Annotated in this window: 19 protein-coding genes and 1 rRNA gene; 19 read left to right on the forward strand and 1 reads right to left on the reverse strand. The window is 33.0% G+C overall.

Features of this window, described 5'->3' with window-relative positions:
- Positions 1 to 440 precede the first annotated feature (440 nt).
- The 18 genes from IQ05_RS14930 (at position 441) to IQ05_RS15015 (ending at position 22,009) form a co-directional block, all read left to right on the forward strand.
- Positions 441 to 1,625 (forward strand): EpsG family protein, encoded by a 1,185-nt coding sequence (locus IQ05_RS14930; RefSeq protein ID WP_144894264.1) that lies wholly within the window; start codon positions 441 to 443, stop codon positions 1,623 to 1,625.
- The gene (locus IQ05_RS14935) at positions 1,626 to 2,693 is read left to right on the forward strand and encodes a glycosyltransferase family 4 protein (protein WP_144894265.1); all 1,068 of its coding nucleotides are present in this window, start codon (positions 1,626 to 1,628) and stop codon (positions 2,691 to 2,693) included.
- An 11-nt stretch (positions 2,694 to 2,704) separates the two neighbouring features.
- Complete coding sequence (locus tag IQ05_RS14940) at positions 2,705 to 3,853, forward strand: glycosyltransferase (RefSeq protein ID WP_144894266.1); 1,149 nt, start codon at positions 2,705 to 2,707, stop codon at positions 3,851 to 3,853.
- A complete protein-coding gene (gene asnB, locus IQ05_RS14945; RefSeq protein ID WP_144894267.1) occupies positions 3,853 to 5,610 on the forward strand; it encodes an asparagine synthase (glutamine-hydrolyzing) in 1,758 nt (585 codons plus the stop codon). The genes IQ05_RS14940 and asnB overlap by 1 nt, the downstream gene beginning before the upstream one ends.
- A gap of 30 nt (positions 5,611 to 5,640) precedes the next feature.
- On the forward strand, positions 5,641 to 6,684 hold the full coding sequence (locus IQ05_RS14950) for a polysaccharide biosynthesis protein (protein WP_144894268.1): 1,044 nt from the start codon (positions 5,641 to 5,643) through the stop codon (positions 6,682 to 6,684).
- Positions 6,685 to 6,783: 99 nt separating this feature from the next.
- A complete protein-coding gene (locus IQ05_RS14955) occupies positions 6,784 to 7,200 on the forward strand; it encodes a WxcM-like domain-containing protein (RefSeq protein WP_144894269.1) in 417 nt (138 codons plus the stop codon).
- A 30-nt stretch (positions 7,201 to 7,230) separates the two neighbouring features.
- Positions 7,231 to 8,349 (forward strand): polysaccharide biosynthesis C-terminal domain-containing protein, encoded by a 1,119-nt coding sequence (locus tag IQ05_RS14960; RefSeq protein WP_144894270.1) that lies wholly within the window; start codon positions 7,231 to 7,233, stop codon positions 8,347 to 8,349.
- 82 nt (positions 8,350 to 8,431) lie between these two features.
- Positions 8,432 to 8,800 carry a GxxExxY protein gene (locus IQ05_RS14965; RefSeq protein WP_144894271.1) on the forward strand — a complete coding sequence of 123 codons (369 nt, stop codon included), beginning with the start codon at positions 8,432 to 8,434 and terminating at the stop codon, positions 8,798 to 8,800.
- A 57-nt stretch (positions 8,801 to 8,857) separates the two neighbouring features.
- The gene (gene wecB, locus IQ05_RS14970) at positions 8,858 to 10,000 is read left to right on the forward strand and encodes a non-hydrolyzing UDP-N-acetylglucosamine 2-epimerase (protein WP_144894272.1); all 1,143 of its coding nucleotides are present in this window, start codon (positions 8,858 to 8,860) and stop codon (positions 9,998 to 10,000) included.
- A gap of 5 nt (positions 10,001 to 10,005) precedes the next feature.
- Positions 10,006 to 11,214 (forward strand): glycosyltransferase family 4 protein, encoded by a 1,209-nt coding sequence (locus IQ05_RS14975; RefSeq protein WP_144894273.1) that lies wholly within the window; start codon positions 10,006 to 10,008, stop codon positions 11,212 to 11,214.
- Positions 11,207 to 11,824 (forward strand): sugar transferase, encoded by a 618-nt coding sequence (locus IQ05_RS14980; protein WP_144894274.1) that lies wholly within the window; start codon positions 11,207 to 11,209, stop codon positions 11,822 to 11,824. Before IQ05_RS14975 ends, IQ05_RS14980 begins: the two co-directional genes overlap by 8 nt.
- Positions 11,802 to 12,545 (forward strand): GNAT family N-acetyltransferase, encoded by a 744-nt coding sequence (locus IQ05_RS14985; RefSeq protein WP_208653377.1) that lies wholly within the window; start codon positions 11,802 to 11,804, stop codon positions 12,543 to 12,545. Before IQ05_RS14980 ends, IQ05_RS14985 begins: the two co-directional genes overlap by 23 nt.
- A gap of 5 nt (positions 12,546 to 12,550) precedes the next feature.
- Complete coding sequence (locus IQ05_RS14990; RefSeq protein ID WP_144894276.1) at positions 12,551 to 13,627, forward strand: GNAT family N-acetyltransferase; 1,077 nt, start codon at positions 12,551 to 12,553, stop codon at positions 13,625 to 13,627.
- A gap of 48 nt (positions 13,628 to 13,675) precedes the next feature.
- The gene (locus IQ05_RS14995) at positions 13,676 to 14,239 is read left to right on the forward strand and encodes a sugar transferase (RefSeq protein ID WP_144894277.1); all 564 of its coding nucleotides are present in this window, start codon (positions 13,676 to 13,678) and stop codon (positions 14,237 to 14,239) included.
- Positions 14,236 to 15,390, forward strand: a complete 1,155-nt coding sequence (locus tag IQ05_RS15000) for a DegT/DnrJ/EryC1/StrS family aminotransferase (RefSeq protein WP_144894278.1) — start codon at positions 14,236 to 14,238, stop codon at positions 15,388 to 15,390. The genes IQ05_RS14995 and IQ05_RS15000 overlap by 4 nt, the downstream gene beginning before the upstream one ends.
- A 1,063-nt stretch (positions 15,391 to 16,453) precedes the next feature.
- Positions 16,454 to 18,436, forward strand: coding sequence for a nucleoside-diphosphate sugar epimerase/dehydratase (locus IQ05_RS15005; protein ID WP_144894279.1), 1,983 nt, complete (start codon positions 16,454 to 16,456; stop codon positions 18,434 to 18,436).
- A 411-nt stretch (positions 18,437 to 18,847) separates the two neighbouring features.
- Entirely contained in the window at positions 18,848 to 19,642 is a 795-nt protein-coding gene (locus IQ05_RS15010) for a polysaccharide biosynthesis/export family protein (protein WP_144894280.1), read from the forward strand.
- Between the two features lie 6 nt (positions 19,643 to 19,648).
- Positions 19,649 to 22,009, forward strand: a complete 2,361-nt coding sequence (locus IQ05_RS15015; RefSeq protein WP_144894281.1) for a GumC family protein — start codon at positions 19,649 to 19,651, stop codon at positions 22,007 to 22,009.
- Positions 22,010 to 22,115: 106 nt separating this feature from the next.
- Here IQ05_RS15015 and IQ05_RS15020 read toward each other — a convergent pair whose 3' ends face one another.
- A complete protein-coding gene (locus IQ05_RS15020; RefSeq protein ID WP_144894282.1) occupies positions 22,116 to 22,853 on the reverse strand; it encodes a tyrosine-protein phosphatase in 738 nt (245 codons plus the stop codon).
- Positions 22,854 to 24,082: 1,229 nt separating this feature from the next.
- Between IQ05_RS15020 and IQ05_RS15025 the strand changes: the two genes are divergently transcribed.
- A 16S ribosomal RNA gene (locus tag IQ05_RS15025) occupies positions 24,083 to 24,171 on the forward strand; the annotation flags it as partial.

Consider the following 24,171-nt stretch of genomic DNA (forward strand, 5'->3'; position numbering starts at 1 on the left):
TGTATTCTTCAATAGCAACAAGAAATTTTGATGCTCACTACCCTATTTAATTGCAATTAGGTGTTATGTTCAGATTACAAATAAAGTTTGTTTTGCCGCATATAGTAGGGCTTAAAATGAATAAATAGATACCGTGATTTTGATTGTTTTTGTGAATTTTTAGGACTGACAGTTTATCCACGCGTAATTGAGTAATGAATATGACAGGTGTAACATGGAAATAATATCATTGAAAGAGTCGTTTCAGCTTAAAGTATTACTGATGTAATTATTGTTCGAGGTAAACAAGTTAAGAATATTAGTAATTTAGAAGATTTAAATTAAAATTCACGATCATTATCTTTGAATTAAGGTTTTAAATTTTTGGTTAAAAGAACTAATTAATTTTTTACGATATATAAATTTATAAAAAAATAGAAAATGAAATTAAAATTTTTTTCATGAAGCAGCGGATTGATTTGTTTAATTTAGTATTATTTATTGTTTCTCCATTCTTGTCTATACCTAGCATTATATATGGAATAGTCAAACGTTCAAAAATCAGTTTAGCTTTGTTGGCTTTCTTATTTGGTATAGTAAGCTATTTGTACATTCCTAATTATTCGAATGATAAAACTCGTTATTTTGAAATCTACGAGATGTATAAGTATAGTTCTTTTTTAGAGCTTTTTTATTTCTATTATGCACAGAATCAGGATTTTATATTTCAATCAATGATTTTTTTTGCATCTAAAATGGGTATTAATGCCCAATTCGTTTTTGCGATAGTTGGAATTATAACAATGGGTATACTTGTTTTTATTTTTAGTAAATTATATGAAAATATACCTAAAAAGTTTAGCCTTGTAGTGTTAGTGTTATTTTTGTTTTCTTTACCCTATACTGATATGCTTTCTGGAATACGTTTTATGTTTGCGGTAGCATTTGTTTTACTGGCATTTTATCAAGGTATAATATTAAACAAAAAGGCTTCGTATATATTTCTTATTTTAGCTATTTTTATTCACTTTAGCACATTAATTTACATTCCAATATTTTTCTTATTAAAATATTTCCCAAATAAAACTAAATTATATAAAATATTTTTCTTCGTTTCGTTTTTGTTTTTTATTATTCCTAAATCTTTTATATTTTCATTTTTTGATAGTATTGGGTTTCAAAATGGTTTACAAACAAAGGGAAGTGCATATCTAGAAGGCGATGATTTTTTATCAAATACACTTTCTATAGGGTCTACATTTACTTTATTTGTTTTTTATTTTACGTTAATAGTTATTTTTACTATTTATGCATATTTAGTTATTTATAAAAGTGATAGCGTCTTTAGATCTATAATTTTACTTTTAGCGGCATCAATGAATGTTTTTTATTCAGTACCTACAATTTTTTTTAGGTATGGTTTGGTCCTCGTTTTATTTTTTATATTCTTATTTATCTATGAACTAAGCGTTGAAAATAAAAAGAAAACATTGTACTTCTTTTGTTTTTTATTTAGCATTAATTTATTTATCAATATTATTTACACAAAGGACAACATTGTTAAAAGTATTGTTAATGCGGACTCACTTTTTCTTATAACAATTTTAGATAAAGAATACATAAATTTCATGGAATTAATTGATTAAATGAAGAAAATAATTTTAGTATTACCTACCTTATCTCAAGGTGGTGCAGAGCGTGTCATGTCTGAATTAGCAAATGAATGGGCTAATACTGGGCATCACGTACTACTAGTTCTATTAGTGAAAAGTACCCGATTTTACAAACTTGATTCCAATGTTGAGTTAATTGATTTAGCATTTGACAATGAAGGTAAGAAGTTTGTTAAATTTGTTGATTCTTTAAACCTTTTACTTCGCCTTAGAAATCTTATTAAATGTAATAATCCTGATTTTGTCCTAAGTTTTATGGACAAGTACAATGTTCTTACCTTGATTGCATCATTTTTTTTAAATGTCAATATATTTGTTTCCGACAGGAATAATCCCAAAGAAATAATCCCAAAAGAAATTGAAATATTAAGGAAACTCCTTTACAGAAATGCAAAAGGTATAATTGCTCAAACAAGTTTAGCGAAAGAAATTTTGTTTTCTAAAACTAAGAATAGCAACATAAAAGTTATTCCTAATCCGATAAAAAATTTCAGCTCTATTTCAAATTTTAAAAAGGAAAAAATCATATTGAATGTTGGAAGATTAGTTCCTGAAAAAGGACAGCATTATTTAATAGAAGTAATGTCTCATTTAAAGCATGAGCAATGGAAACTTATAATATTGGGAGATGGACCGTTAAGAGAAGTGTTGCAGCAACAAATTGATGATTTAAATCTTAATGAAAATGTATTTTTAATGGGTTCAGTTAAAAATGTTGAAGAATGGTTAAATAGATCTTCTATTTTTGCTTTTACTTCAATATCAGAGGGTTTTCCTAATGCATTGATTGAAGCAATGGTTGCTGGCTTAGCATGTGTTAGTTTTGATTGTGATGCAGGACCAAGAGATGTTTTACAAGATAATATAAATGGTTATTTAATACCACTTCATGATATAACAGCATTTAAGGATGTTGTTCAAAAATTAATGGGTGATGATTTTTTAAGGAATAAAATTGGCTTAGAAGCACGTAAAGTTTCTAACAGTTTGAGTACAAAAAAAATAGCACAAGAGTATTTGAATTTTTGTGTGACAAAGTAATAGTTATTGAAATGAATATAGGTATAGACGCATCTAATGTTGGAGGAGGAGGAGGAATAACTCATCTTAAAGAAATTTTATTTAATTTTAATGAAGAAAAATATAAAGATTGCATAACATCAATTATTGTTTTTGCATCCCAGAAGGTACTAAATGAAATTAAAAATTTTGATAAACTGGAGAAAGTAACATTTCCCGAATTCAATAAAGGACTACTGTCTCGCGTTTTTTTTCAACTTACAAAGTACGATAAAGAAATTAATTCAAGATGCGATTTGTTGTTGTCTATAACGGGAGACTACGTTGGTACATTTAAACCATTGGTTGGAATCTCTCGCAACATGCTCCTTTATGAAAGAGCAATTTGGTTAGAAATAAAACAGCCTAAAGAAGTGATAAGATTTTGGTTGAATTATCAAAAACAAAAAAAATCCTTTAAGAATTCGGATGGAATAATTTTCATTTCTCAGTATGCAAAAGAGTATATTAATAATACATTAAATCTTGAAGGAAAAACAACTGAAGTAATTAATCACGGTGTTTCTCAACGGTTTTCTCAACCATTAAAAATGCATAAATTAATTTCAGAATTTACATTTGATAATCCATTTAAATTTATTTATGTCTCACCTGTTCATATGTATAAACATCAATGGAATGTGGTGAGAGCAATTGCAAACATTAGAAGTTTGGGTTATCCAGTGGAATTGCATCTTATCGGTAATGTTTCTTTTACACCAGCTGGAGAGAAATTAGCCAAAGCAACTAGAGAAGTTGATGTTAATAACATATTTATTAAAAATCATGGACATGTAAAATATGATGAAATTGATAAATATTATAGACAATCAAATGGTATTATCTTCGCATCTACTTGCGAAAACATGCCTAATACATTGATTGAATCAATGGCTTCGGGAACTCCAATAGCCTGCAGTAATAAAGAACCAATGCCTGAGTTTTTAAAAAACAATGGATATTATTTTGATTCATATGACATAAATTCAATTCAATCAGCTTTAGAAAAATTAATATTGAATGTTTCAAACAATGATTCAATGGCATTTAATAATCTTGAAGAGGTTAAAAAATATAGCTGGGTTAATACTTCCGAAAAAACCTTCGATTTTCTTTTAGAAATTTATAATTTAAATAAATAATGTGTGGAATTCTGGGAACAACTAGCCTGAATATTTCGGGAGAAAAAATGGTACTTGCCTTAAAGGAAATTTTTAAAAGAGGTCCTGACAATCAGGATGTAGTAAAAAATAATTTTGTATATTTTGGACACACTCGTTTATCAATACTGGATTTAGAACAGCGATCAAACCAGCCTTTTAGTTATACTCATAAGAATAGAAATATTCTTGTAACATTTAACGGAGAAATTTATAATTATTTATCCATTAAAATTGAATTACTTGAAAAGGGGTATGTATTTCATACAAATTCAGATACAGAAGTTCTTTGTGCAGCCTACTGTGAGTATGGTGAAGATTGTTTTGATTTATTTGAAGGCATGTGGGCAGTGGGCATCAATGACGGATCTAAATTGATAATTAGTAGAGATCGACTAGGTAAGAAGCCATTATATATTAGTCATTTACCGGGTGAGCCTGTTTTTTTTGGTTCTAGTTTAAATAGTGTTTCCATTCTTTCTGAACGTGCTAAATTGAATTCAGAAGGAATTGAGTTATATTTTGCATTAGGTTTTATACCTAAGCACTATACGATTATTGAAAACATTTCAAAAGTTGAACCAGGATCTATCTATCACTTTGAAATTAAAAATGAGATCTGTAATTTGATAAATGTTAATAAATCAATATTTAAACCTAAAAGCAGTATGAATAAATTGTCAGTAAAAGAATTGATTTATTTCGCTGTAGAAAAAAGATTACTGAGTGATGTTCCAGTTACGACACTAATGAGTGGAGGTATAGACAGTACAATTGTAACGTCTATAATTAATGTGTTAAAGCCTAATACTGAAGCTTATTTTGTAGATTTTGATGATATAAAGCTTAGTGAAAAAAAATGGGCAGAATATTTAGCTAAAAGAAATGGTATTAAACTTAATAGGTTTGTTTTGCCTGTAGAAGAGTTAAATAGTGCCTTTAAGGATTATTATTCTGTTTATGAAGAACCATTTGCTGATTATAGTGGGATTCCATCCATCGCTATTTTCAAGGAAGTATCCAAGAAATATAAAGTAGTTTTGACTGGTGATGGCGGTGATGAGTTATTTTATGGATATCCTCATTATTATAAAAAATTCGTTTTATTTTTGTTTTTTAACATTTTTAAACTTTTTCGTAATATCGGATTCTTACCTGAGAGTGTCAAAACAATAATTGGTGGAAGCAAAAAAGAATTTGAATCAAATTATTTAAAAAATCACGGTATTATAACGCCTTTTGCAGCTTCAATAATAAATAAGAATTTTAATGATTCAATTGTAAGATCAAAATCATTCTTAAAAGGGATTATCGCATATGATCGAGATTTCTATAATTGGCCTGAAAAATATCTTGTGAAAATTGACAGAGCATCCATGTTTTCAGCTGTAGAGGTTCGTTCACCTTTTATGGATGAAAATCTCATTAGAAAAGTAAAGAAGATTCCTGTTGTATTTTTATTTACACCTTTTAGTTCTAAATTATTTTTAAAACTTGACTTTTTTAAATTGTTTGGTTTAAAATATTTTACTGCAACTAAAAAAGGTTTTACACCGCCGATAGAGGAGTTGAGAACTGCGAATTTTAGAGAAGAAGATTTTACCGAATTAAAACGTTATCTGAAAATTAATTGCCCGAACGTCTATACCTTAATTGAAAAAAAGCAATATCAAAAATTACAAAATGACAAAATACTTTTTGACAGGTGTTTCTTTTTCAATGAATGGATAAAAATCTAATAAAATTAATTTCATTTAACTAATTAAAAAATGCAAATTTTTAAAAACAAAACACTTTTAATCACTGGAGGTACAGGGTCATTCGGTCATGCCGTATTAAATCGTTTTTTACAAACGGATCATTTTAGTGAAATACGAATTTTTTCACGAGATGAGAAAAAGCAGGATGACATGCGGAATCAATTAAAAAGCGATAAAATCAAATTTTATATTGGGGATGTCCGTGATTATGCGAGTATCGAACGTGCTATGCGTGGAGTAGATTATGTGTTTCATGCAGCCGCATTAAAGCAAGTACCATCTTGTGAATTTTTCCCTATGGAAGCGGTAAAAACCAATGTCATGGGGACACAAAACGCTATTGATGCAGCCGTTGCGAATAAGGTATCTAAAATTATTTGTTTGAGTACGGATAAAGCGGCATATCCTATAAATGCTATGGGAATATCCAAAGCGATGATGGAAAAAGTAGCTGTGGCTGCTTCTAGAACCATTGCGAATAATACGACAACAGTTTGCCTCACGCGTTACGGTAATGTAATGGCTTCAAGAGGCTCCGTGATTCCGTTGTTTTTAAATCAAATAAAAACAGGACAAACCTTGACTATAACGGATCCTAATATGACTCGTTTCTTAATGTCATTGGATGAAGCGGTAGAATTGGTTTTGTTTGCATTTGAGCATGGCAATCAAGGCGATTTGTTCGTCAATAAAGCACCTGCGGGTACCATTGGGGATTTGGCACAAGCTTTGAAAGAATTAAGCAATGCTACTAACGAAATTAAAGTAATTGGTACCCGACATGGCGAAAAGTTATACGAAACCTTGTGTACACGTGAAGAGATGATTAAAGCCGAAGATATGGGGGAATTCTACCGAGTTCCTGCGGATAATCGAGACTTAAATTATGCACAGTACTTTTCAGAAGGGGAACAAGATATTTCAAAGATCGAAGATTACCATTCGCACAATACCGAGCAATTGGGTGTGGAAGGAATGAAAAAATTGTTAGTTCAATTACCTCTTATCAAAAAAGAAATTTTTGGTGAAGATGTAGCACAAATGCCGGGTTGATTTAGTGAATAGTGAATAGTGAAAAGTGAATGGTGAATAGTTTACGGTATTCAGCGAATAGTTTATTTACAAATTGTTTTTTAATGCAATATGGTGACAATGCTTCCGCAGGTAATTAAAGGAAATAGTTATACTGATGAGCGAGGGACTTTACTGTTCAATAATGACTTTAATGCTCTTGGGATCAAGCGCCACTATACCATTCAAAATAGAGATACTGAATTTGTTCGCGGTTGGCAAGGACATAAAATAGAACAACGTTGGTTTTCGGTAGTACTAGGTTCATTTCAAATTAAACTTATTGCTATTGACGATTGGGTAAGGCCTTCGCTAAATTTAGAACAGTATCATTTTATACTGAATTCCCAAAATATGGATGTATTGCATGTTCCTGCAGGATATGTGTCGAGCATTCAAGCTTTAGAACCCTCTTCAAAATTGTTACTGATGTCAGATTATGCATTGGGGGAAATTGAGGATGAATACCGTTTTGATATCAATTATTTTACAACATAAAAAGGATTTTCCTTTTACAAGAATTAGAGTATGCTAAAAATAGGAATTACAGGACAAGCCGGATTTGTAGGCAAACATTTGTACAATACCTTGGCGCTGTTTCCCGAGGAGTTTGAAAGAGTTGATTTTCAAAAAGAATATTTTGAGGATGCAGCAAAATTAAATGATTTTGTCGCACAATGTGATGTGGTTGTCCATTTGGCAGCCATGAACCGTCATAATGACCCACAAGTGATTTATGATACTAATGTAGGTTTAGCAACTAAATTAGTGAACGCACTTGAAGCTACTGACAGTAAAGCCCATGTACTTTTTTCATCATCAACTCAAGAGGAGCGTGATAATTTGTACGGCAAGTCTAAAAAAGAAGCCAGATTAGTATTGGCTAATTGGGCAAATAAATCGCAAGGTAATTTCACAGGGTTGATCATACCAAATGTTTTTGGACCTTTTGGGCATCCCAATTACAATTCGGTTATAGCTACTTTTAGCCATAAAATTGCCAGAAACGAAAAACCTACAATTGATGTTGACGGTGATTTAAAATTAATTTACGTTGGGGAATTAGTAAACGAAATTTTGAAAGAAATTCGTTCAGTAAAGAGTAAAGATGAAGTAGTGGTACCTCATACTTCTGAAGCTAAGGTTTCACAAATTCTTGCTTTTTTAGAAAAATACAAAACTGAATATCAAGATAGTGGAATTATTCCCACATTGAATAGTAAGTTTGAGGTAAATCTATTCAATACGTTTCGTTGCTATATGGATATTGCCCATCATTTTCCAGTAAAATTTACACAGCATACCGATCCAAGAGGTGCGTTTGTGGAAGTGATTCGATTGAATGTAGGCGGACAAGTTTCTTTCTCTACAACTGTTCCAGGAATTACGCGAGGGAACCATTTTCATACTAGAAAAATTGAACGTTTTGCAGTGATTAAAGGAAAAGCATTAATCCAGCTAAGACAAATAGGGACTCAAGACACTCATGATTTTTATTTGAATGGGGACGAACCGGCGTACGTAGACATGCCAGTTTGGTATACGCACAACATAAAAAATGTGGGTGAAGAGGAGTTGTATACTATTTTCTGGATCAATGAGTTTTATGATGCTAATGATCCTGATACGTATTTTGAAAATGTGTAAAGACTACCATTATTATAGAACACAGATTAAACCGATTTAAGTAATAATCACGGATTTGTTAAATTTTTTTTGAAAAAATAGTATGATACTCCACAATGAAATATCCGAGAAGATATTGAAAGCATTTTATAATGTTTATAATTCTTTGGGATATGGTTTTTTGGAAAAGGTATATGAGAATGCAATGATGATAGAATTGCGAAAGTTGGGTATGAATGTTCAGCGACAGGTACCGATTAAAGTATTTTATGAGAAGCAATTGGTTGGAGAATACTTTGCTGATATAATCGTAGATGGAAAGGTAATCGTTGAACTTAAAGCTGCTGAAAGTTTATGTGAAGCACATGAATTTCAGCTTATTAATTATTTAAAAGCTACAGAATTAGAGATTGGCTTGTTGTTGAATTTTGGTAAGAAACCACAATTCAGGAGAAAAATATTTACAAATTAAAAAAATCAGCGGAAATCTGTATAATCAGTGTGCTCCGCGTTCAAATACAATGTTTAAATGAAAGCACAATTAAAAGTAATGACGGTAGTAGGAACCCGTCCGGAAATAATACGATTATCGCGAGTTATGGCTGCTTTAGACCATTCCGAAGCAATAGAGCACATTATCGTACATACAGGTCAAAATTATGACTATGAACTAAATCAAATCTTTTTTGATGATTTAGGAATTCGCAAACCTGATTTTTTCTTGAATGCTGCTGGAGCTACTGCTACAGAAACTGTTGGCCAAATATTGATAAAAATTGATCCTTTACTCGAAACTGAAAAACCAGATGCGTTTTTAGTTCTTGGAGATACTAACAGTTGCCTTTGTGCCATACCAGCCAAAAAACGTCATATTCCTATTTTTCACATGGAAGCAGGAAATCGATGTTTTGACCAGCGTGTGCCGGAGGAAACCAACCGTAAAATTGTAGATCATGTTTCTGACATTAATTTAACGTATAGTGATATTGCTAGAGAATATTTATTACGTGAAGGTTTGCCAGCGGATCGCATAATCAAAACAGGTTCGCCGATGTTTGAAGTTTTGAATCATTACTTACCATCAATTGAATCTTCTGATGTGCTAAAGCGACTGGGCTTAGAAGAAGGCAAGTTTTTTGTGGTCTCATCTCACAGAGAAGAAAATATCAATAGCGAAAAAAACTTTCAGGGTTTAATGGATAGTTTGAATTTAATTGCTGAGAAATATAATTATCCTATTATCGTGAGTACGCACCCAAGGACGCGTAATATGCTTGATAAAAAGAATATTGAAATGCATAAAAATGTACAATTTTTAAAACCATTAGGTTTTAACGATTACAATGCGTTGCAAATGCGCTCGTATGCAGTATTGTCGGATTCGGGTACCATTTCAGAAGAGTCATCAACCTTAAATTTTAGAGCCTTAAATATACGTGATGCGCATGAGCGTCCAGAAGCAATGGAAGAAGCATCGGTAATGATGGTGGGCTTAAATCCAGAACGAATTATGCAAGGATTATTGCAATTGCAATATCAGAAAATAGGTAAGGAGCGAAATTTCAGACCGGTTTCTGATTATTCGATGCCAAATGTTTCTGATAAAATGGTGCGCATCATTTTGAGTTATACCGATTATATTAAAAGAACCGTTTGGAGTGAAATAAATTAAAAACTATGAATGTTCTTTTTTTAACAATGGCTAGAATTGGCTCTCTTGAAGATAGAGGAGTTTACACCGATCTTTTGAGAAAGTTTCATGATGAAGGTCATAACGTTTTTGTTGTTACTCCAATGGAACGAAGAGAAAATAAAAAAACTACACTTGTAAAAGAAAAAGGCGGAGTAATTTTAAATATTCAAACCTTAAATATTCAAAAAACAAATATTATAGAAAAAGGAATTGGAACACTTGCTATTGAATACCAATTTCTTAGAGGTATAAAAAAATATTTTTCGGATGTAAGCTTTGATTTAATCATATACTCAACACCACCAATAACTTTTTCTAAAGTAATAAGCTTCGTCAAAAAAAGAGATAATGCCTATTCTTATTTATTACTAAAAGATATCTTTCCTCAAAATGCAATCGATATGAAAATGCTAAAAGAAGGAAGTTTATTGCATAAGTTTTTTTTAAAAAAAGAACAAAAGCTTTACAAAGTATCCGACAGTATTGGCTGTATGTCTGAAGCAAATAAAAAATTTGTTTTAATTCATAATCCTTCACTTAATTCAGAAAAAGTTGAGGTTAATCCCAATTCCATTTCGCCTTTAGAATTATTTCAAACTGAAGAGGAAAAAAATACAATCAAGAAGAAATATGGACTTCCAATAGATAAAAAAGTATTTGTTTATGGTGGAAATTTAGGAAAACCTCAAGGCGTTGACTTCGTAATGGAAACCATTGCAGCAACTAAAAGAGAAGATGTTTTTTTTCTTGTAATTGGTTCTGGTACGGAATACAATCGTGTAAAAAAATGGTTTGACATAGAGCAACCCAAAAACGCTATGATGATGAAAGGTTTGCCTAAAGACGATTATGAATTTCTCTTGAGAGCTTGTGATGTAGGAATGCTTTTTTTACATAAGGATTTTACAATACCCAATTTTCCTTCAAGATTATTGTCTTATTTAGATATTAAGCTTCCGGTTCTTGCAGCTACAGATCCTAACACAGACGTAGGTTTAGTAATTGAAAACGCAGAATGTGGCTATTGGATATTGTCTGGAGACCAAAAAGCAATGCAAGATTCCATTAATAAATTTTGTGATAACGAAGAAAATTATCTTCAAATGAAAGAGAACGCATGGAAACTATTGTTAACGGAATTTCATGTAGATTTTTCTTATGAACTTATAAAAAAAAGACTTAAGCATGTATAAAAACTTCATTAAGCGCTTTATTGATTTTATTGTAGCTTTTTTGGGACTTTTAGTATTAAGTCCAATATTTCTATTCGTTACAATTGGATTGTTTTTTGCCAATAATGGAAAACCTTTTTTCTTTCAATTGCGTCCAGGAAAAGAGGAAAAAATATTTAAGATTATTAAGTTTAAAACAATGAATGACAAAATGGATGATAAGGGAAATTTACTTTCCGATACTAAGCGTTTAACTACAATTGGTAGTTTTGTTCGTAAAGCGTCATTAGACGAGATTCCACAGTTGATAAATGTAATTCTCGGTGACATGAGTTTGATTGGACCACGACCATTATTGGTATCATATCTTCCTTATTATACCAATGAAGAAAGACTACGTCATACCGTCCTACCAGGGATTACTGGCTTAGCTCAAGTCAACGGAAGAAACACGGTAAAATGGGATGATCGACTTCGTTATGATGTAGAATATGTGAAAAATATTTCATTTAGAAATGATGTTTTAATAATCATTAATTCTATCAATGTTGTTTTGTTTTCAAAAGGACTGAGTGTGGATCCAAGTATTTTAATGAAAGATCTTAATGATGAGAGAAGAAATAGAGATTAGTAGATACGAAAAAGTTGATAAGGATTTTGATTCAATTATTGATTTACATAAATTAATTTCAAAAGGAACAAATTTAGAGGAGCATTTAATTTATTTTGATGATAACTTCCCTCTTTTTTTTAAAAAAGTGATATATAATAAAACTTTTGATTTTATTACAGTATTGAAGATAAACAAAGTTTTAAGCGGTTTTATTCATTTTAAATTATTTGAAAACACCATTTTTTTAAATAATATATGTTTGAATATTTCTGCTCAAGGCAATGGAATGGGGAAATATTTTTTAAAAGAAAGTTTAAATTTAGTTATTGATGAGACTCGAGAGAATTTTGAATTGGATGTATTCCTTTCTAATAGTAAAGCATTAAATTGGTATTTAAATCTTGGATTAGAAATTCAAAAAAAATCAACTTGGGTTGAGATATTGCAGGAAAGTCAAAAAAATGTAGATAAAAAGTCACCAGGAATCGATTTTTTAAATGATAACAATGGTTTCAAAAGTATTTTTTACAAAAAAAATAAAGTGGGTACATTTGTAAACAAAAAAACTATTTTGGTGCACGATTTAATAATTCTTGAAAAAATTCTAAACACAGAATATTGTATAGTTACCAATCAAGATTTTACGATTGTTACCACAAACGATTATAACTTTGCAGTTTTAGAAATTTCGGCTCGAATGAAAGGTAAGTTAAAAGATGTTATTAATAATTTAAAATGATATGAATGCATACTATTTATAATTTAAGTACAGAAGAGGGAATTGATAAATATAAATTTATGTTGTCTTCCTTTTGTGAAAACAATCCTTATTATCTAATTGACTATATAAATATTTTCAGTAACAGTCTAAAAAATTTGATGTGTTTTTCATTAGTTTCTGAAGAAAGTAATTCGGTTATTTTAATGCCAGGATATTTAAAACCGATTGTAATTGGAAATGAAACAACACATTACTTCGATTTTATAACACCTTATGGTTATTCGGGTCCTTTTTTTTCAGAAAATACTAGAGATTCTGATATTAATTTTTTTTGGGATCAAGTCGATAAATGGTATGCAGAAAACGATGTTGTTTCAGAATTTATAAGATTTAATCTTTCTGGAAATCAAACAAATTATTCAGGAAAAATTTTTCCTACAATGTTAAACGTCAAAGGAAAAATTATAGATAAAGAAAATCAATGGAAAGAATTTGATGCTAAAGTTCGTAAGAATGTAAAAAGGGCTGAAAGAGAAAATCTTTCTAGTAAAGTTTTCTACATAAATATTCCTAAAGAAAAAGTTAAAGAGTTTTATGAAATTTACATTCAAACGATGAATAGAACTAATGCAAATGAAAACTTTTTATATACTATAGAACAATTTCAGATATTTCTAAATAACAATAAGCAACATGCAGCAATCTGTACTGTTTATTTTGAGAATATACCTGTTTCTTCCGAACTTCTATTAGTTTCAAAAGATACAATTTTTTCTTTCCTTGGTGGAACAAATGAGCTTTATTTTGATAAAAGACCCAATGATTTCCTTAAAGTTGAAGTACTAAATTGGGCTCGATCAATAGATAAAAAATACTACGTACTTGGGGGTGGATATGGTTTTGAAGACGGAATTTTTAAATATAAAAAATCTTTTTTTCCTGATGATGTAGTGCCATATTACACAGGTAGAAAAATTATAAACAATAAAGTTTATGAAGAACTAGTTAATAAATTAAATAAAGTTAGATTTTCTAATGGTTTGCCTACTTTAGAAATTGAGGATAATACTTTTTTTCCTTTATATAATAAACTTGACTGATTTTAATAAAATTAAAAAGGTATTAAATAATAGTAAGTCTTATAATCAATGCTCAAACGACTTTTTGATATTTTATTTTCTATATCAGCTATATTGCTTTTTGGCTGGATTGTAGTCTTTTCTTTAGTTGTCGCAGCAGTTGCTACTAATAGTAATGGCTTATTTTTTCAAAAACGTATAGGTCGTTATGGCGTTACTTTCACAATCATAAAGCTTCGTACTCTTTGCACTTATACTGATGGTACTATTTCGATACCCAGAGTAGGTTTACTTTTAAGAAAAAGCAAGCTGGATGAACTACCTCAATTAGTCAATATACTTGTTGGTCACATGAGTTTTGTGGGGCCACGGCCAGATATAGTAGGATACTACAACAGCTTGCAAGGGGAAGAGCGACTGATTTTACAACTAAAGCCAGGCTTGACGAGTGAGGCATCGCTAAAATATTTTGATGAGGAAGTTCTTTTACAACAACAGGAAAACCCAAAGGAATACAATGACACTGTTATTTTTCCAGATAAAGTAAAACTAAATTTACACTATTATTACAACCATTCAATACTAGGAGACATAAAAATTATTTACAAAACATTATTGAGATACATACAATGAACAATCAAAAAATATGGCTTTCTTCACCACACATGGGAGGAAATGAGCAAAACTATGTAAACGAGGCTTTTGATACCAACTGGGTTGCACCCTTGGGTCCTAATGTAAATGGTTTAGAACAGGATTTGGAATCCTATTTGGGGAAAGATGCTGCTGTTGGAGCACTTAGTTCGGGTACAGCTGCCATCCATTTGGGTTTAATTTTATTAGGGGTTCAAGCAGGAGATGTGGTTTTGTGTCAAAGTATGACGTTTTCAGCATCAGCAAATCCTATTTTGTATCAAGGGGCTATTCCTGTTTTTATTGATAGTGAATCACAAACATGGAACCTTTGTCCCATTGCTCTAGAACAAGCCATTGTAAGTGAAATTGCCAAAGGCAAAAAACCAAAAGCCATCATTGCAGTACACTTGTATGGGGTTCCGTATCAAATTGAAGCGGTGCGCGCAGTTGCTGATGCCTACCAAATCCCAATTTTGGAGGACAGTGCGGAGGCACTAGGCAGTGCTTACAAAGGACAAAAATGCGGTACTTTTGGAGATATTGGAGTGTTGTCTTTTAACGGTAATAAAATCATCACTACTTCTGGCGGTGGTGCTATTGTAACTCCTACCGCAGCCCTAAAGAAAAAAGCTGTTTTCTATGCGACTCAATCTAGAGATGATGCACCTCATTACCAGCACAGTGCCATTGGGTACAACTACCGCATGAGTAATATTTGTGCCGGAATTGGAAGAGGGCAAATGGAAGTGCTGGATGCACACGTGGCCAAACGCAGAGCGATGCATGATTTTTATGATGATATCTTTCAGAATTATAAAGGGATTTCGGTTTTTACAGTACCTAATGATGATTATTTTGCAAATTATTGGTTGAGTGCAATTATCGTAGATCCTGTTTTAGCAAATGGGTTAACACGTGAGACCTTGCGTTTGGCATTAGAAGCTGAAAATATAGAATCTAGACCATTATGGAAACCGATGCATTTGCAACCTATTTTTGAAAAGTATCCGTATTATGGAGGTACTGTTTCTGAAAGCTTGTTTGATACTGGGTTGTGTATGCCGTCAGGATCTAATTTATCCGATGGAGATCGAGAACGTATTGCTAAGGTATTGACTGCAATTTTAGAACCTTTTTATAAGCGATAGCGGGTTAGTAGTAGGAGTTGTTTATAAATAGTATTAGGCGACTATATGTAGGAGTGTTTTATCGCATTGGTTTTTTTGAGTAGCTTTTTTACTGAAGATTAATAACGTTCGATCTTAGACTTTTGTCTTTGTAATTTGTCATGCTGAGGAATGAAGCATCTCTGTATATGAATCATTTTAACAAACGATTTTGTTGTCAATTTAATTCTTTTCTTTTGCCTTGATGCAAAAGAAACAAAAGATCAAGCCTGAAAATTCAAAACTTAAAAACTATCTCAAAACTGCGTTCCGCAGCCCGAGCCGTTCGGCTTTCAGCCTCAACTTGCGGACTGCTGCCACTGCGTTTTTTCGTTGTTTTTTTACGTTTTTAATTTAAGGGCGGTTTTTCCGAATTGCTTTCAGTAGACTTTATTCTTTAACCTGAAACTTGAAACTAAGCTTTCTTCACTAAGGACTAATTACTGATGACTGAGTACTGAATACAGCACACTTTCCTCCCTCAACTCGAGGACTGCTGCCACTGCGTTTTTTCGTTGTTTTTTTACGTTTTTAATTTAAGGGCGGTTTTTCCGAATTGATTTTCGGAGGAGTGTTTTTTAAAACTGAAAGCTAATTACTAATGGCGAACTATATAGAAATTTGACTCAGAACCTCAGTTCCTTAGTACCCTCGACTTTTTATTTTGTCATGCTGAGGTACGAAGCATCTCTACATAGTTTTCATTTTTGCAGGCGCTTAAGTTTTTTTATGAATATTCTTTTCTTTTGTCTTGATTACTCACGAGTTATTAATTATGGGTGTTCGTGAATTGTCATTTCAAAAGAAACAAAAATTATTCACGGATTAATATTGTTTATTTTGGTATTCATGAATCTTCGATTTAAGCCTGAAAAATGTAAAATGTAAAATGTTAAATGTATACTGTAAACTGATCACTGTAAACTGACTACTGTAAACTAAAAACCGAAAACACATTTTTGAAGGAAACTTGTAAGAACAATATTTTCCTTATCTTTGATTTCAGAATACGAATTATAATAATGCCATTTTAAAACCTACGAATTTGAGTCGTCCATTAACAAAAAAAATTGCCGCATTGTTTACGGAATATTATTCCAATTTGAATTTGCGTTTGAATATTCACAACTTGGGATACTTACCGCGATGGATTATTGTATCCATTGATTTGGTAGTTCTTGTTTTATCGTTCTTTTTTACCTACCTGATTTTTAAAGGTACCGGTTTGGATTATGTGATAACCAGTCATTCCGGATGGTACTTTGCTTCACTATTGTTGTGCAATATCTTTTTCTTTTGGCTTTTCCGAACGTATTCTGGTATCATTCGGCATTCCTCCAATATTGATGCAGTAAAATTATTGTTTTCCCAAATATCCGTTTTAGTCATCTTCTTGATTGTTAATTTCTTTTTTGAATTTGCTCAAGGTGAAAAAGTTTTTTTGAATACGGCCTTATTCATCAATATAGTACTGTCTTTTTGTGGATTGTTTTTATATCGTGTGATTGTAAAACAAACTTTTGAACTCTATTTTTCTGAAAAGAAAAACACCAACCTGATTCGAACCGTCATTTACGGTACAGATGCCAATGCAATATCGGTAGCGAATGCGTTAAAATTTGAAACGCCAACGCGTTTTAAAATTGTAGGTTTCATTGACAAAAACAATCAAAACGCTTCCAAAAGGATGTTGGATTTACCCATTTTGGTTCAGAAAAAGAAATTACCTGCTATGATGCGTTCTGTGGGAGCAACCAGTGTGATTTTGGCGGACAAAGCATTGACGAGAGAGGAGCAAATTGTTATAGTAGATCAGTGTTTGGAGTACAATTTAAAAGTGTTTACCGTGCCTTTGATTTCGGATTGGGAGAACCAACGTGAGATTTCTCAAAAGGTTAAAACCATTCAAATTGAAGATTTGCTAGAACGGAAACCAATAGTTTTGGACAACAAATCTATTTCCAAACAATTGAAAGACAAGGTGGTTTTGATTAGTGGTGCTGCTGGCTCTATTGGTAGTGAAATTGTGAGGCAAGTGCTTACTTTTCATCCTAAAAAAGTCATTATCCTGGATCAAGCCGAAACTCCTTTGCACCATTTGCAATTGGAAACGGATGCAATTAGTACCGACGCTAAAATTAGAACCGTAATTGCAGATATTAGAAACCGGGAAGCGATGGATGTGGTTTTTAAAACCTATAAGCCGCATGTTGTTTTTCATGCTGCTGCCTACAAACACGTTCCGTTGATGGAGGATAATCCGTGTCAAGCTATTTTTACCAATGTCAAAGGAACAAAAAATTTAGCGGATTTAGCGTGCGCTTATAACGTCAAAAAATTTGTAATGGTCTCCACAGACAAAGCGGTAAACCCAAGTAATGTAATGGGGGCTAGCAAACGCATTGCAGAGAAATACGTACAGTCCTTGCATTTGAAAAACCAACAAGAAAAAGGGGAGCAGGCTACCAAATTTATTACCACTCGTTTTGGAAATGTATTGGGTTCCAATGGTTCTGTAGTGCCACTTTTTACAAAACAAATTGCTGCGGGTGGCCCTGTGACCATAACCCACAAGGATATTATTCGGTATTTCATGACGATCCCTGAGGCATGCCAACTCGTATTAGAAGCGGGAGCTATGGGCAAGGGCGGCGAAATTTATATATTTGATATGGGTAAGCCTGTGAAAATTATAGATTTGGCTCGAAAAATGATCAAGTTGGCTGGTTTTATACCAGAACGCGATATTAAAATACAGGTTGTGGGATTGAGGCCAGGTGAAAAACTTTACGAAGAATTGTTAAATGACACCTCGAAGTCCTTGCCTACCTATCATTCTAAAATTATGATAGCACAAGAATTGCAAGAGGAATACGAGACCTTACATCAAGATGTGAGTGATTTGATTCATATTGCAGAAGGGTATACCAATGATGCCATGGTGGCGCAGATGAAAAAAATTGTACCTGAGTTTAAAAGTATGAACTCTACTTTTGAAACGCTAGATGCTGTGGAATTGCATTCTTAATAGAGATGCGGTTTATAAAGCATAACAAACACTCGAGCAGTCCATTTCGATAAAAGAAATAGTCAATTCGAGTGTTTTTTTATGGAATACGTTCTGTGATGCTTCTTTAATGGATTCTTTACAGCATTAAATTGCTAAAGGGAAGAGGTAAAGATATTATTACAGCGAAATAATAAAAGGTGTTAACAACTATGTTAGATAAACTCCAGTATTATTTGAATTGCGAAAACAGGAAGGCAATTTTATACCCTTTTTTGCGTTTTTGATGGTAATCTAAGGTAAAGCTTCAGCGTATAAGTGTTTGTGACGCCATGGCAATGGTTTGTAGAAGATTTTAAATTAGTAGCATTAAAAGGGCGATTTAAGTAGTGTTTTCTTATATTTGCACCGTTAAAACCCAAATCATTGAAAATGAAATATTATTATGTACTCCAACGGGCCATACCTTTCCTAATTATGGGCTTGTTGTTTTCTTGTGCTCAAAGAAAAGACGTGGTCTACTATCAAGATATTGATGCCATGACCCCCCAATCCAACAGCAGCTCTTATGAGATCAAGATTCAACAAGATGATTTGTTGTCCATTATTGTGTCAGCAGAGGATCCTGAAATTGCAGCGCCCTTTAACTTGAGTTCGGTTGTAACACAACAGACTTCAGACCTTAAAATCGCCGGAGGACAAATGACCATGCAATTGTATTTAGTCGATATTAATGGTAACATTGATTTTCCTATTATTGGAAAGTTAAAAGTAAGTGGGCTGACACGGACCGAAGTGATGCAAGTATTGCATGCTAAAATTGCTACTTACATAAAGAATCCAATCATCAACTTACGTATTGCTAATTTTAAAGTATCCATACAAGGTGAAGTAATGAATCCTGGCTCTTTTCCCGTAAACTCCGAGCGTATCACGCTGATCGAGGCACTTGCTTTGGCTGGAGATTTAACCATTTATGGAAAGAGAAACAACATTCTAATCATTAGAGAGACGAATGGAGTGAAGTCATTCAATCGTGTGGATATTACCAATGCTGCCTTTTTGAATTCTTCTTTTTATTATTTAGCACAAAATGATGTGGTCTATGTAGAGCCTAATAAAAGCCGCATAAATGCAGCTGCAGTAGGACCTAATACAGGAGTAATCATCTCCATTTCTTCTTTACTAATCACTTTAATAACGCTTATCGTTTCAAGTTCAAATTAAACCCGAATGGAAAATAGTATTCAAACTGATCATACAGAACAAGATTTTAATATTAGAGCCATTGTAGACCAATATGCGGCACATTGGAGGTGGTTTTTGTTGGGTATTATGATCAGTTTATCAATTGCATATGTGTATTTAAGGTATACGACACCCCAATATAAAGCTGCCACTACCATATTAGTTAAAGATGAAAAAAAAGGCGGACTATCCTCAGAATTGTCAGCTTTTGCAGATATGGGTATTGGTGGGGTAAAAAACAATTTAGATAATGAAATTGAGATTCTAAAATCACGCACACTCGTAGAAAGCACCCTAAGGAAGATGAATCTTTCGGTTACCTTAGTGTCGCAAGGAAAAATCATAAGTAGTGATTTGTATAAAAATGCCCCTATCATCGTTACTTTTTTAAATAAAAAGCAAGATTTTGAAGATAGGACCGCAGCCTTTGAATTTAAGGCGACTGCACCCAATTCGTTTGAATTACAAGAGGAAGCAGAGAATAAAATGTTGCTTACATCCAAAAAGACGTACCGTTATGGAGAATCGATTCCCTCCAAATTAGGGACTTTTGTGATTAATAAATCATTAGTAAATCCTTTATCTCATGGAGAATCGGCTGCTACGATCCAGATTGTCATTACGCCTCTAGAAAAAGTGGTAAACAGCTACAGGTCTAGGTTGACTGTAAATCCGTTAAGCAAGACAAGTAGTGTGGTAGAACTTTCTATTGTAGATCCAGTGGTGGAAAAAGCAGAAGATTTCTTAAATAATTTGGTTAAAAATTACAACCAAGACGCTGCAGCAGATAAAAATTTCATCTCAGAGAACACCTCTCGTTTTATTGCCAATCGTTTGGCTTTGATTACGGAAGAATTAGATGGAGTAGAGCAAAATGTTCAAGACTTCAAAAATTCCAATAGGTTGACGGATATTGAAACTGAAGCCAAGCTTTTTATAGAGGGATCTAGCGAGTACGATAAAAAAGGAGTAGAAGCCGATATACAGTTGAATATGATCGGTTCTATGATTGATTTCATGAAAAAAAGCAAAAAGGCAGATTTGTTGCCCAACAATATTATCAGTGGTGAAGCTACGGAGTTGATTGGCGAATACAACAAATTAGTGTTAGATCGCAATAGAATTTTGAAATCGGCTACAGAGTCAAATCCTTCTGTGGTTAAACTTGATGCGCAAATTGAGTCTTTAAAGTCTAATGTATCGGCTAGTTTGACTCGAATGAAGTCCAATTTACAAATCCAGAAAAGAGATTTGAACGGACAAGAAGGATTGTTGAATAGTAAAATTGGTAAAATTCCGGTTCAAGAACGTCAGTTTCGCGTAATAGCAAGACAGCAAAAAGTGAAGGAAGAACTGTATTTGTACTTGTTGCAAAAGCGAGAAGAAACTGCTATTGCAATGGCGGCCACAGAGGCTATTGCACGAGTGGTGGATGAGGCCAAAGGATCTGAAGTTCCTGTATCGCCTAAAAAGAGCATCATTTATTTGGCGGCTTTGTTGCTAGGACTCTTAGTTCCTTTTGGAGTGATATATGTTAACGATTTGTTAGATACTAAAATTAAAAGCCGTTTGGATTTGGAAGGCAAAACACTTATCCCTTTTATTGGTGACGTTCCTTCCTCTGATTCTCCAAACGAGTTGATTCGTTCCGAAAGTAGAACGAGCAGTGCAGAAGCCTTACGAATTATTAGAACTAACTTAGAATTTATGCTGAGTCGTGTTCCTGATGGGCAAGCCAAAACCATATTTTTAACCTCGACTTTTCCATCAGAAGGAAAAACGTTTGTATCCGTAAATTTGGCAGCTACTTTTGCACTTTCTGGTAAAAAAGTGCTGTTGATAGGAATGGATATCAGAAGCCCGCGTTTGGACGATTATTTAACGATTCCAGATGACGGAGTAACAAACTATTTATCGTCTAAAGATTTAAAAGTAGAAGATTTTATTGTAAAGTATGATGGATTTCAACATTTTGATATTCTTCCTGCAGGTATTGTTCCACCTAATCCAGCTGAACTATTGATGAGTCAAAAGGTAGAAACGATGTTTGAGAATCTTAAAAAGAAATATGATTATATCATTGTAGATACGGCTCCTGTAGCTTTGGTTACTGATACGTTGTTAATTGCTAATAATGCAGATTGTTTTATTTATGTAGCACGTGCGAATGTCTTAGAAAAAAGAATGTTGAACATTCCAAATACTTTATATAAAGAACATAAATTACCTAACATGTGTTTGTTGTTAAATGATACCGATTCTTCTAAAGGTTATGGTTACGGCTATGGCTACGGTATGCAAGTGGAACAAAAAGCATGGTATAAAAGGCTGTTAAATATGAAGTAGTCAAAATATATATCTTAAATAAAAAAAGCTTACTGAGTATCATGCTCAGTAAGCTTTTTTTATTTAGGCTAAGTAAGTAACAAAGAATAACCTTTAGGGATTAATTTTATTGTTTAAAAAATTGATTGTTGGCAATTGCTTCTTTTAAAGGTGCGCTGTCTTTAATTAAGATTTTTTGATCAAAAGAGGCAATGTGTTTGGCGTGATGCGCATCGGTACCCACATATGTATACATTCCTTTTTGAAGTAATTGTTCGGCAATTTGAGCAATACCTGTGCCGTAATAGCCTACAACGGATAATAAATTAAGCTGAAACAAACAGCCCGCTTTAATAAGTTTGTCGTATTCCTTCATGTTATTGTGATAGAAAAGATATCGTTCAGGATGTGCCAAAACGGGAATGTATCCAGCAACCTGCAAATCAAATAAAATACTATACAGTTGAATAGGGGCATTGATGTAAGACATCTCCACCAGCACGTAATTGTCTTTCAAGGTTAGTAAAGACTTTTCTTTAAAGAGTGTGACAAACTGGTCGTCCATCAGGTACTCCGCTGCAGCCTTAAAGGGTTGCGTGATGCCGTTCTCATGTAATAAGGATACCGTTTCCTTTTGTTTTTTGACGATTTGTTCGTGTGTGTTTTCCCAAACATGTTGAATAATGTGAGGGGTTGTGATAAACTCGGTAACCCCCATGTTTTGTAATGCAGTGGTTAGAGCAAGCGTGTCTTTGAACGTTTGGGCACCATCGTCAATACCTGGAAGCAAATGCGAATGGATGTCGATGTGGTTTTGCGGAATGAGCTCTCGTAATAGAGGCTTCGATTTAAAAAATGTAAACATGCTGCAAATATAAATAAAAGAGTTTTTAAAAGGAGCATGTCAAAAGAGAATGAATTTATAAACTAAAGTTAAATTTTACAATAGGAGTTGCTATAGCAGGGACGTATTGGATATAAAGGCTTGGTGCAATAAACGGGAGGTGCTTTATTTAGGTTGTCGTTGCTTATTGGGTGGTTTATTATTTTGTTGGTTGGGCAGTGCAAGAATAGCTGCAAACTGCAAACTGCAAAGATGTCTGTTGTGGCTTCGCGTTGGTTTGAGCTGCAGGAATAGTTTAGGTAGAGTGTCCGGATGCAGATTAAGTTAGTACAGAGAAAAGGTTATACCTATATATTAAAGTTTATCCATCCAGCTTGATCCTATAGTTTATTTCCTAGGAGCTTTTTCCTGCTATCCGTTTCAATCTACCCCACGGTCCCGCTTGTTGCGGTACGGTGGGATAGGATTTTCACTACTATCAGGGCTAGGGGAGTAAGCGTTGATAGGGCTATCAGATATTTGATACTGATATATAAGGTATAGCCTATTGAATGCAATAGATGTATCGTTTAGTTTACTAAGAGTAGAATGTCCGAAGCACTATATAGCGGTTTTCTAGGGTAAGAATGTTATTAAGAACGTTAAAACATGACAAGATGTATGTTTTTGATATCGGTAATTCCTATTTTTTAAAATAAAGGAAAAGAGGGTGTGTTTTTAAATAAAACATATTCAATGACTTATGACCTGTATCAAGAAAAGATTAAAAAAAGGCGAATAAAAAGCTTGTAAAAGCGAATAAAGGTTGTATTTTTGCACCCGCAATGACGCAGACGTTCTTTAAAATACTGACAAGAAAAACAAAGTTAGTAGAGATTTACTCTTTAGAAAAAACTTTAAAAAAAGCTTGTGAGATTTAAAAACGATTGTTATCTTTGCACCCCGCAAAACAACGGAAGTTCCTTGAGAGATTGATAAGAGAAAGAGAAGCAAACGAGATAAAATTTATTTCAAAAAAACTTCAAATTTTTCTTGCCGGTTAAAAAAAGAATAACTACTTTTGCACCCGCTTTGAGAAACAAACGAAAGGCAAAAAAACAGTAAGACACGTTCCTAGACATATTGAATTGACAGCCGTTTTGTTCGCAAGAACAGAACATAAAGAATAAGAGTAATAGAATCGGAAGATTTGAAAAAACCACTAGAATTTAGTCGAATAACAATAGCTTGATTTATCAAGCAAACAATATACGATGAAGAGTTTGATCCTGGCTCAGGATGAACGCTAGCGGCAGGCTTAACACATGCAAGTCGAGGGGTATGCTTCTTCGGAAGCAGA

The sequence above is a fragment of the Flavobacterium tiangeerense genome (assembly GCF_007830355.1).
Classification (GTDB): domain Bacteria; phylum Bacteroidota; class Bacteroidia; order Flavobacteriales; family Flavobacteriaceae; genus Flavobacterium; species Flavobacterium tiangeerense.